Source organism: Halorubrum sp. Boch-26 (assembly GCF_029889805.1).
GTDB lineage: Archaea > Halobacteriota > Halobacteria > Halobacteriales > Haloferacaceae > Halorubrum.
In genome coordinates, this window is sequence record NZ_JARANT010000030.1 from 17,976 (window position 1) to 28,624 (window position 10,649).

The following is a 10,649-nucleotide window of genomic DNA, read 5'->3' on the forward strand; positions in this document are numbered from 1 at the left end:
ATGTCAAGCGAAACCTCACAGCGGACGACGGAACGCGGACGAATACGGGTCTCCGGCTTCGATGTCGACCGCGTCGAGTCCCGGGATCCGCTCTCCTCGTGGGAGCCGGACCTCCAGTCGGAGGCGGGACGCGGTCGCCTCGAGTACGCGTGGGAGCGGTTCAAACGGAACCGCCTCGCGCTGTTCGGCGCGGCCACCATCGGCCTCATGGTCCTGTTGGCGATGTTCTCCCGTCCCATCCAGCTCCCGGGCAGCTTTCCGGTGCTGGCCGGCCAGACGGTCCAACCGCTCTCTCTCGCCCCGGCCGATCCCGCGAACCAGGACGTGATCACCGGATACAGGGAGCCAACCCTCGAAAACGTCCTCACGTGGCCGCCGACGGGCCTCTACCTGTTCGGCGCCGACTGGGCCGGACGCGACATCCTCTCGCGGGTGATGTACGGCGGCCGCTGGAGCCTCTCGATCGGTTTCATCGCGGTCGCCATGGCACTTCTGGTCGGGATCCCGCTCGGCTCGATCGCGGGCTACTACGGCGGCAAGGTCGACGAACTCATCATGCGGATCGTCGACATGCTGTACGCGTTCCCGTTCATCGTGCTCGCCATCGCCGTCATCGCGGTGCTCGGCCGCGGCTACTGGGAGATGATCCTCGCGTTGGTCGTCGTCGGCTGGCTCCCGTACGCCCGCATCATCCGGGGGGAGATACTGAGCGTGAAGGAGAACGAGTACGTCACCGCCGCGAAGGCGCTCGGCTCCCGTGACCGGTCGATCATCACCCGGCATATCCTGCCGAACGCCATGGCGCCGGTGATCGTGCAGGCGACGCTCAGCATCGGCACCACGGTGCTCGTCGCCGCGGCACTCGGCTTCATCGGGCTCGGCCTGTCTCCCGCGAGCGCGGAGTGGGGCGTCATGCTCAACGTCGAGCAGGACGCGATCGCCCGCGGTCGCTGGTGGGCCGGGCTGTTCCCCGGCCTCGCCATCTTCGCGTTCGTGATGGCGATCAACCTCGTCGGCGACGGGGTCCGCGACGCGTTCGACCCGCAGGGCGATCAGACCGACACCGACACCGGGGGGCTCCGCTGATGGCGATGCTCGAAGTCCAGGACCTCAACGTGCGGTTCTACACCGACGACGGGGTCGTCAAGGCGACGGACGACCTCTCGTACCGGATCGAGGCCGGCGAGCGGTTCGGGGTCGTCGGCGAGAGCGGGGCCGGGAAAAGCGTCACCAGCCTCGCGCTGATGCGCCTCATCGACGAACCCGGAGTCATCGAGAGCGGGGAGATCCGCTTCAAGGGCGAGAACATCTTAGAGATGGACGAAGAGGAGATGCGCTCGCTCCGCGGCAACGAGATCGCGATGATCTTCCAGGACGCCGGGACCGCGCTGAACCCGTCGTACACGGTGGGCGAGCAGATCTCGGAGGCGATCCGGTACCACCTCGGCCTCGACGAGGCGGCGGCCCGCGAGCGGGCCATCGAGACGCTGGAGTCGGTGGGGATCCCGTCGGCGGCCGAGCGGTACAGCGACTACCCGCACGAGTTCTCCGGCGGGATGCAACAGCGCGTCGTGATCGCGATCGCGCTGTCGTGTGACCCCGACCTGATCATCGCCGACGAGCCGACCACCGCGCTCGACGTCACCATCGAGGCGCAGATCCTCGAACTGCTAGAGGACGTCGCGACCGAGTTCGACACCGCGATCCAGCTCATCACCCACGACTTGGGCGTCGTCGCCGAGTTCTGCGACCGCGTCATGGTGATGTACGCGGGCCACCCGGTGGAGATGGCGCCGGTCGAGGACGTGTACTACGATCCGCAACACCCCTACACCGTCGGGCTGATGAGCTCGATACCGCGGATCGGCGACGACCGGGACCGCCTCCAGACGATCCCCGGGCGGATGCCGGACCTGATCGAGATGCCCCCGGGGTGTAACTTCCATCCCCGCTGTCCGTACGCCGAGGAGTCGTGCACTCGCGTGGAGCCGCGGCTCGTCGACGTCGAGACCGGCGACCCCGCGGACCCGATCAACAGCGACGCGCAGACCGCCGCGTGCCTCGCCCACACCGGTGAACTCACGGGCGAACTCGATTACGAGGTGACCGTCCAGGGGGAGGACGCCCCGACCGAATCCGGTCCCGCATCAGGCACCTCAACGGGGGCGAACGACCGATGAGCGGCTCCGAGCCGCTCCTCCGCGTCGAGGGGCTCGAGAAGTACTACGAGTCCGAGAGCGACTTCATCGACCGGCTCCTCGGCCGGCAGAAGGAGGTGAAGGCGGTCGACGGCGTCTCCTTCGAGATCAACGAGGGCGAGACGCTGGGGCTGGTCGGCGAGAGCGGCTGCGGAAAGAGCAGTATCGGTCGGTCGGTGCTCCGGCTCCGCGAGCCCACCGCCGGCTCGGTGTACTTCAAGGGGCAGGACATCACGACGCTCTCCGACAGCGAGCTCCGCGACCTCCGGAAGGAGATGCAGATCATCTTTCAGAACCCGCAGTCGAGCCTCAATCCGCGGCTGACGGTGAACGACATCATCGGCGAGGCGCTCGACATCCACGGGATCGAGGGCGGCGTCTCCCGCGACGCCCGAATCAAGGAGCTGCTCGAACGGGTCGGCCTCAACGCGAGCCACGCCAACCGGTACCCGCACGAATTCTCGGGCGGGCAGCTCCAGCGGATCGGGATCGCCCGTGCGCTCGCCGTGGACCCGGGCTTCATCGTCTGCGACGAGCCCGTCTCGGCGCTCGACGTGTCCGTGCAGGCGCAGATCCTCAACCTGCTTGAGGACCTCCAAGACGAGCTGGGGATAGCCTACCTGTTCATCGCGCACGACCTCTCGGTCGTCGAGCACATCGCCGATCAGATCGCCGTGATGTACCTCGGAAAGATCGCCGAGATCGGCACGCCGGAGGAGCTGTTCGCGCCGCCGCAACACCCGTACACCGAGGCGCTGCTGTCGGCGATTCCGGAGCCGGACCCGCTGTGGGAGGGCGACCGGATCCTGCTCGAGGGGTCGGTCCCCTCGCCGATCGACCCGCCGTCCGGATGCAAGTTCCACACGCGGTGCCCCCGCGTCATTCCGCCGTCGGACTACGAGTTCGAACAGGAGGAGTGGCGCGCGGTCATGTCGCTCCGCCACCGCGCCCGCGAGGCGGACATCGCCGTCGAGACGTTCGACGCCGAGGGCGCCGAACTCACGGCGGCGCTCCGCGAGGAGCTCGATCTCCCGTCGGCGCTGTCGGACCCGGAGGCGGAGCAGGTGGTTCAGGAGGCGCTCCGGTCGGTCGCGGACGAGGCGTTCGCCGACGCGGAGCGTCTCCTGAGCGAGACGTTCGAGACGCCCTGCACGACGGACGAGCCGGTGCTGCGCCGGACCGACGCCGGGCGGGTCGCGTGCCACCTCTTCGACCCGGCCTACGAGAACGGAGCGAGCGACGGGACGGCCGCCGGCGACGGACCGACAACGAGCGACGGCACGAGCGCGGGCTCGGCACCGAGCGGCGGCGACTGAGAACGGTCGCCCTCCCGCGACGGTCCGAACTGCTTTCCGACGACACGCTTATTCGTCGCGACGGGTACCATCACTCATGCGTCGATCACGCGGACGGGACGGGGTCGACCGCTCCGACGACGACCCGTTTCGGCCGAACGAGTCCGCCGAGCGCCACCGCCCTCGGGCCGCCAGAACCCTTCCGGCGGCGACGCTGACCCGGTGGCTGCTCCCGGCACGGCTCCACCGCCGGGCGGTCTCCGTCAGCGTCGACACGCCGGCGGCGGTGTACGAGCGGGGCGAGCCGGTTCCGGTCGCGATCGAACTCCGGAACCCGCTGCCGGTCCCGGTGACCGTCCGGACCCGGTCGCCGGTCCCGTGGACGTGGCACGTCGACGGCCACCGCGACGCCTCGCACGTCCCCGAATCGCTCCCGGAGTCGGAGACGCGGTTCACGCTCGACCGCGGCGAGCGCAGGCGGTTCACCCGTCGGTGGGAGCAGAGCTTTCGGGTCTCGGAGACGGACTGGGAGCCGGCCGAACGCGGCGAACACACCATCGGAGCCGGGCTCGCCGTGGCCGATCCCGAAGGGAAGGGCGTGTACGACGAAACGACCGTGCGGATCGAGTGACCGGGGTCGCGGGCCCGCAGCGGGCTCACCGCAGTCGACCGGGGCGTCGACCTACTCGTCGTCGCCGCTCGGGATGTCGATCTCCTCCTGATGATATCGGTCGGTCGCGAGCTCCGCGACCGTCCGGAGCGACTCGACGAGCGCGTCCGACTCGTCGAGCGCGTACCGGTTCGGCTCTCGACCCTCGGTGCGGTCGATCGTTAGGAGTCCGAACGGTTCGAGCCCGTCGAGCCCCTCGTGGACGACGGTCTGGTCGACGCCCGCGCCAGCGGCGATCCGTTCGACCGTCAGCGGCTCGGACGCGTAAAACAGCGTCGCGACGATCCGCGCCCGCACTCGGTTAGCGAACAGGAGGGCGAGCCCGTTCTCCTCCACGAGCCGCGTGTACTCGTCGGTCGATTGCTCGTCCATGTCCGCCGTTCACGAGCGAGCGGCATGACGGCTTCGGAATCGACGGACCCCCGCGGGATCGAACGCCTGCCGCGTTTACTGCGGGAACGAGCCGATCGACGCCGACCTAGAACGGGACGCCGAGAGCACGGGAGCAGTCGTAGGGGCCGTTGACGATGTGTGGACGCTGATAAACTCTCATCGGCTATATCGAACTCGCGAAACGTCGGGTACGTTGAGAGGTCGGTTGCTGACGCCGGCCGACGGAAGCGGCGTGGATCGGGGGCCCATGTCGACTGTGGACACACTCAGAGTGCCTAGCGACGCCGTCTACCGTTAAAAATGGCGGCCTCGGCACTCATAGAGAGTCGAGTTGTCACCAAACGAATAAAAGGTTTAGAGCCGGTTATTGAGGTATGGCGGTGCGGAGGCGATGAATCATGACGGACAATGACGAGTATGCGAAACTTTCTGAAGACCGGTGCGCGGTAAAGATCTACCCCAGGGAAGAGGTCGCGGAACAATGGGAGGAGGAAGCTGACGACCAGGATATCTCCCTGTCCCGTTACTTGCAGAACCTGATCAACGAGGCACGGTCCTACCGACAGTACGGATTGGTGTCGACGGACGGCAGCCAGAAACGGGTTCAGGAACTGCAGGAAGAGATTGCACAGTTACAGCGCCGGTTGGAGGAGAAGGAGTCTGAGTCTACGGAGGCAGTCAGCTTCGACCCGGAGACGTTGAAACGGGAGGTCTTGACGGATCAGTACCAGTCCTTGGAAGAGATTCTGCAGGAGATCGTGGAGTCTGGATTCTTGAATGATGTCTTGCTGGGACCGGTGGAGAACAAGCTGTACTTCCTGGCGGCTCAAGACGAGGTGCAGTACGAACGAGGGTTCGGCTGGAAACTGGTGGAAGAAGAAGGGGGTGCTGCGTAGAGATGAGCTCTGGGAAGTACGATATCCTGCTGGAAGCGGATGAGTGGGAGCGGAGAGTGTTCGAGAACAAGCACAAGTGCATCAATGACTGGCTTCGCAGCAAGGATTCTACGAACAAGTCGGGTTCACGGAGGACGTTGAACTCGTATAGCAGGACTGCGGCCCGGTTCTTCCACGAGTTCTTCCCTGAAGTGCATCCTTCCGATGTGACTGTGGGTGATATCGAGGAGTACGTCTTGGACTTGAATGACCGTGATGCAAAGCAGAACACGAAGCGGCGGTACATCGAGAGTTTGTCCGCGTTCTACACTTGGGCAATGAAGCGGCCACGGTTCGAGGATATCACCGGTAACCCTGCGGCTGTCGTGTTGGAGGAGATCCCGAAGAAGAAACGCCCCCGGCCAGAGACAGCTACCTGGGAAAACGGCAGGGAGATAATCCGGAACATTCCCGACCCAAGGGACAAGGCGGCGGCTATCCTGATGGCGAAGACCGGTGCCCGTGTCCGTGAAGTCTTGACCGTGAAAGAGAGCGACTTGATGCTGGAACAGGGCTTCATCCGGCTATCGGATAGGAAGGGTGGGCACGAGACAGTGAATCCGTTGGACGATGAAAGCATCCAGGCAATCCAAAGGTTGCAAGCCCTCTCCTCGGACGAGTCAGAGTACCTGTTTACAGCGATTCACGGTAGCCGGGTGAAACGTGAACGGATTAGAAGAGAGATCCGTCGAGCAGCTGTGAAAGCCGGGGTAATGGAAGACGAGGATGAGGACAGGTGGCATATGAAATTCACGCCGCACTATTATCGGACGATCTTCACCTCTCAGATGAGGAATAACGGGATGCCGGATCACTATACGCGCTACCTGCGTGGAGACGGTGACCGGGAAGTTATGGACTTGTACACTCGGATTCCACGAGATCAGGTCCGGGATGAGTACCTGGATATCATCAAATCGCTTAACCTGTACGCCAGGACCGATGGAGGTGAGAATCAGCAATCGGAAAGCACCGACTCCAAGCCACGGAAAGTCAGGCAGACGAAGTTGTAGGCGCTCCTATCTGGCTTTCCCCGGAAGAAGTTGAAGAGCTTCAGGATACCGGAAGTGTGGAGATCGAGTTGGCGGAGTGACTCTGAAAAGCTTGTTTCCTACTTTTCTTTTTCAGGTGGTTAGTCGATAGAGGAGTATCAGCTTGAAGAAGCGCAGCAGCTACAGTATTGCTGCACGACCGGTAGATATCCAATAGTTCTGGAGGGGTTTACCGAGGGTTTTCTTGTGGGAAACCGTGAGGACTCAAGCTACCAGCTGACAGAGGAGCATTCTAACGTGGATCTGCCGCAGGGCTTTCTCGACAATAATTATGAGGACCCGGATTTGGACCGGTTTCTTGAGGAGTATGAGAAGCGGGAACCAAGTGTTGCAGTGATCGGTGATGCCTACAGTAGGGAAGAGGCGGAGAAGTACCAGGAAACGATTGACGTGCTCTCTGAGATGTACCCGTACCGGCGTTTCATCGTTGCACCGAAGTGCGATGCTGCTTTCGACGTGCTCGATCCCGGTTCTACGACTCTGGGTTATCCGAATGGGAAAAGCCCGGTACAAGGCGAGGATATCGGTCCGGCGAAATTCCGGGGTTGGGATGTGCATATTCTTGGAGGAAATCCGCACGATTCAGTTGAGGCTATTGAGAAGTTGACGCAGCCGACTGTTGACGGAAGAGAACCAGCTAACATCGTTGGTTACGATACGAATCTTCCGTTGCGTATGGCGTACTGGGAATACTGGACCCCGGACGGTTGGCAGGATAACGGCGGTATGAGTCCACGGGAGACTGCTCGGCGTTCATACAGGGAGATCAAGTCCTTTCTACAGGACAAGAGTGTGTGGCCGGATATCGAACCGGTCGAGATCTACGGTGAAGCAGTCGAGGAACCGGACGAGTTTCTTTGGATGGATGATGGCGGCGATCCTATCGGTAGCCGTGAGGAGTTGGAGTCTGCGTACGTCGACGAGTACGTGGAGAAGGGTACGTTGGTGTTCAAGAACGAGTCTCAGAAGAAATTTATCGAATATCGAGAAGGGTTGGAGAAGGTTTGAACACGGGTTAGTTACATAAGTATAAGATTTTATTAGATTCTATTATGATTAGATCAGGTGATTTGAGGAGTGCCGTCTATACATGTTAGCGACTGGGTTTTCGAGGAAATTGAGAAAAGACTTGGAGAAGATGAAAGCCCGACTGATGTGCTTAGAAGGATTTTACAGGATGAACAGCTCCCGGAGGATAGGATGCGTGAGATAGCACAGGAAGAGATCCAGGATTTTGCCAGGAACCATTAAAAACGAGCTTGGGCAAGTGTCCTGTAAGAGATTATGAAGTATTTTGTTGATCCTGAGATGGAGTTCTTCCAGTCGATGGAGGCTGTTGAGTACATTAAGACTCAATTGGGTTGGGATAGGGTTTCCCAGGATTTCGAGTTTCTGGAAGTGAATTGTCCTGATCCGGCTGAACAGGTTACAGTCAGTCTTGGTCGATAGAAGACACCGGAATTTGGGTACGCAACCCCGTGGTTTCCAGTGGAACAGAGTTAGAAGTCGTCGAGCGTGGTGCTGTTTTTACCGGAACTGTTTGAGTAGTAGTTGCCTTTGATGTCCCGTTCTACGTATTCCAATTCCTGCCATTTCTCCTGTTGATGCTCCCGCAACTTTTCATCAGTGACGTCTTGCTTCACCTGGTAATTCAACAGGTCGACCGGGACTGGTTCGCTGTTCCCGGCTTGGATAACAGCCTCTCCTGTATCCAGTCTCTGAGCGTAGTCACTTTGCCGCCGGTCAAGGTTCATCGACTCGGCAATCGCTTGGAACTGTTTCTGATCGGCTACGGGTAGCAGGATCTTGGTCTTCGTATTCGCCTTCAACGAGTCAGTTAACTTGGTTGGTTCCTGGTCAGCAGCTACAACGGCTAACCCCATCTGCCGGGCTTTCCCCATCATGTCATCCATTTCCGGCATACCGGACGCAGTCTGTTTTTCGAGGTAGACTGAGAACAATTGCTTGGCTTCATCAGCGAACACGGCAAGTTGCAGTCCTTGATCCCGCATTCCTTGGGCGAGCAGGTATTCGTAGACGTAGGCGAAGAGGATTTGCTGTATGAAGCGTTGGAATTTCCGGTTGAGTCCTCCGATCTCGAAGACTACGTTTCTCTGCATCAGGTCTTCAATGGTGTAGCCTTCGCTGTAGTTGAACATTTCTCCGACAGTCATGAGTATCGGGTTGAGCCGCCAGTAGGTACGGTCTTTGTAGCCGACTGATGCTTTTCCAACCGGGATTTCGTCTGACCGGATGATGTTGGCAAGGTCGTAGATTGTAGGGTAGCTGTCTGGCTGTTCTTGGTACAGGTTGTATTTCAAGTATATTTTGACGGTTGCGACTGTGAGGAATCCTTCTGACCCTGTTAGAAGTCCGAATGATTGGCTGAACAGCAGTGAGAAGATGTTGACCCATCGGTCTGGGTTGACTCCTGGCGGTGGCTTCAACGGGTTTAGTTTGAGTTTCTTCCACGGCAGTACGAGCAGGTCGTCCATCTGGTTGGTGAGGTGTCTATAGTCTTGTTTACGGTCGAACGCCCAGAACGGAGAACTGAGTTGGGTCATGACGTTGTAGAATAGTGTGGTTTTTCCTGACCCGGTTTGTCCGGTGGTGAGGATGTGCTGGGTGAGTTCGTCTTCTTTCAGGGTGTAGACCTTGTCTTGGTTGTGTGTTTGTCCGAGGTAGATACTGTTGAGAGCGCTGTTTTGTGGCGGGTTTTCGTTGAAGGGTTGCTGTGTTTTCTTGGCGGCTTTCTGTTCCAGTTTCTTCCTGATCTGGTTTCTGAGGTGCTGGTTTTCTGTTTCTGCTGCTGCTTTCAGGAGTTGCTGTGCTTCAGGGTCGTCTTCGAGTCCTGCTTCTCGGACTAATCGCTGGAGTTGTTCGCCATCAACCATTGAGAAAATAGTGGTAGAGAGGATTTTAACAGGGTTTTCCCTGTTCAGAGACTGGCTTTCCTACTGGTTCCCTCAAGGGCTTCCTTTACATCTTCACTGTCAAGGTGTGGAAACCGCTCTCTGATTTCCGTGATTGAGAGGTTGTTCTTGACCAGCATCTCCTTGATTCGGTCTACGTGTATGGATTTGATTGTATCCACTACGTTAGTGATGGGTGAATCGTGTTTATATTAGATTAGGAAGATATACCTGCTTTTTTCTACTATATTATAGGGTTGTGAACAGGGTTTGACGGGTTGTATGTAGAGGTTTCTGGAAAGGAGTTCGGGTAACAGGTTTTCCAGCGAAAAGAACGGTTGTAAGCCGTGCTGTGGTTATATAAAAGTTGTTTGACAAGTATATAATACCGGTGACACAACATAACAAACCTGAACACGTTTCCAAAGTCAAAATCAAGAAAAGCCAATTATTCGAGTTACGTCACAGACTACTGGAACAGCTTGACCCTTTCACTGACCACGTAGTAGAAGTATGGCTTGAGGATGGTACTGTAACCGTATCTGACAGAGATAATGCGGCAGAAAGAAGTGCAGGAATCTATAGCCCGCTGACTGAACCAGAAGAACGACTAAGTGAAATTCTGCACGAGTCTGATTTAGTTGATAAAGGCTTGGACGACAGTATACCGTATGTCTCGACAGAATATTGTGGAGACAAGTATTCTAAAGGTGAAATCTACAGTAGAAATGGTCGTGGTCTGAGAAAGCTGTGGGAAAATAGAGTTGACAGTTTTGAGGTTGCTGATACTATTGAAATTGAGTGGGTTGACGATGTTACTGTACTGGGATTTTTGAGGGAGAAAATGTCGTAACCCGCTCTCTTACCACCTCTCTCCTCTTCTTCTTTGTTGTTGGCGGCGGCAGTAGTGGACGTGTTGACTGGTGGCGTTGGTAGCTATATGCTCAACTACTGGTCGGCAGCCCGTCGCACTCCCTCGCTCGTGCAGTAATCGGCATACAGGCATTAGTCGTTCAGTTTTTGAAGCCCTATTCGACCTCTTTCTACAGGTAGGTGTGTGAGTGGTGAAGCCCTGAGTCAAGCCTCAGTCGATCACATCGGGTTTGAGTGAAAGTGTCTGCTTGGGAAGGGTGTGGAAGCTACCGAAGCAGACAGCGAGATAGAAGAAGAGCACCTCCTTAATTTTGTCGTCAA

The 10,649-nt window shown here is 58.6% G+C and carries 12 protein-coding genes; 9 read left to right on the forward strand and 3 right to left on the reverse strand.

Features of this window, described 5'->3' with window-relative positions; all coding sequences use genetic code 11:
• From OQF71_RS06350 to OQF71_RS06365, 4 genes are all read left to right on the forward strand, one after another.
• Positions 1-1,086: an ABC transporter permease gene (locus tag OQF71_RS06350; protein ID WP_280586561.1), complete on the forward strand. Its 1,086-nt coding sequence runs from the start codon at positions 1-3 to the stop codon at positions 1,084-1,086.
• Positions 1,086-2,180, forward strand: coding sequence for an ABC transporter ATP-binding protein (locus tag OQF71_RS06355; RefSeq protein ID WP_280586563.1), 1,095 nt, complete (start codon positions 1,086-1,088; stop codon positions 2,178-2,180). The genes OQF71_RS06350 and OQF71_RS06355 overlap by 1 nt, the downstream gene beginning before the upstream one ends.
• The gene (locus OQF71_RS06360) at positions 2,177-3,514 is read left to right on the forward strand and encodes an ABC transporter ATP-binding protein (protein ID WP_280586564.1); all 1,338 of its coding nucleotides are present in this window, start codon (positions 2,177-2,179) and stop codon (positions 3,512-3,514) included. Before OQF71_RS06355 ends, OQF71_RS06360 begins: the two co-directional genes overlap by 4 nt.
• A 76-nt stretch (positions 3,515-3,590) precedes the next feature.
• Entirely contained in the window at positions 3,591-4,124 is a 534-nt protein-coding gene (locus tag OQF71_RS06365) for a hypothetical protein (RefSeq protein ID WP_280586566.1), read from the forward strand.
• A gap of 51 nt (positions 4,125-4,175) precedes the next feature.
• Here the strand turns inward: OQF71_RS06365 and OQF71_RS06370 are convergent, their stop codons facing one another.
• Positions 4,176-4,535: a hypothetical protein gene (locus OQF71_RS06370; protein WP_280586567.1), complete on the reverse strand. Its 360-nt coding sequence runs from the start codon at positions 4,533-4,535 to the stop codon at positions 4,176-4,178.
• A 419-nt stretch (positions 4,536-4,954) separates the two neighbouring features.
• On the opposite strand from OQF71_RS06370, the gene OQF71_RS06375 reads away from it, so the two are divergent.
• From OQF71_RS06375 to OQF71_RS06390, 4 genes are all read left to right on the forward strand, one after another.
• Complete coding sequence (locus OQF71_RS06375; RefSeq protein WP_280586568.1) at positions 4,955-5,452, forward strand: hypothetical protein; 498 nt, start codon at positions 4,955-4,957, stop codon at positions 5,450-5,452.
• Between the two features lie 2 nt (positions 5,453-5,454).
• The gene (locus OQF71_RS06380; protein WP_280586569.1) at positions 5,455-6,504 is read left to right on the forward strand and encodes a tyrosine-type recombinase/integrase; all 1,050 of its coding nucleotides are present in this window, start codon (positions 5,455-5,457) and stop codon (positions 6,502-6,504) included.
• A 198-nt stretch (positions 6,505-6,702) separates the two neighbouring features.
• Positions 6,703-7,551, forward strand: a complete 849-nt coding sequence (locus OQF71_RS06385) for a DUF6610 family protein (RefSeq protein WP_309243339.1) — start codon at positions 6,703-6,705, stop codon at positions 7,549-7,551.
• 69 nt (positions 7,552-7,620) lie between these two features.
• Positions 7,621-7,794 carry a hypothetical protein gene (locus tag OQF71_RS06390; RefSeq protein WP_280586571.1) on the forward strand — a complete coding sequence of 58 codons (174 nt, stop codon included), beginning with the start codon at positions 7,621-7,623 and terminating at the stop codon, positions 7,792-7,794.
• 248 nt (positions 7,795-8,042) lie between these two features.
• Here OQF71_RS06390 and OQF71_RS06395 read toward each other — a convergent pair whose 3' ends face one another.
• Both OQF71_RS06395 and OQF71_RS06400 read right to left on the reverse strand, forming a co-directional pair.
• Entirely contained in the window at positions 8,043-9,437 is a 1,395-nt protein-coding gene (locus OQF71_RS06395; RefSeq protein ID WP_280586572.1) for a hypothetical protein, read from the reverse strand.
• A gap of 44 nt (positions 9,438-9,481) precedes the next feature.
• Positions 9,482-9,637: a DUF433 domain-containing protein gene (locus OQF71_RS06400; RefSeq protein WP_280586574.1), complete on the reverse strand. Its 156-nt coding sequence runs from the start codon at positions 9,635-9,637 to the stop codon at positions 9,482-9,484.
• 185 nt (positions 9,638-9,822) lie between these two features.
• Between OQF71_RS06400 and OQF71_RS06405 the strand changes: the two genes are divergently transcribed.
• The gene (locus OQF71_RS06405) at positions 9,823-10,308 is read left to right on the forward strand and encodes a hypothetical protein (RefSeq protein WP_280586575.1); all 486 of its coding nucleotides are present in this window, start codon (positions 9,823-9,825) and stop codon (positions 10,306-10,308) included.
• The last annotated feature ends 341 nt before the right edge of the window (positions 10,309-10,649 follow it).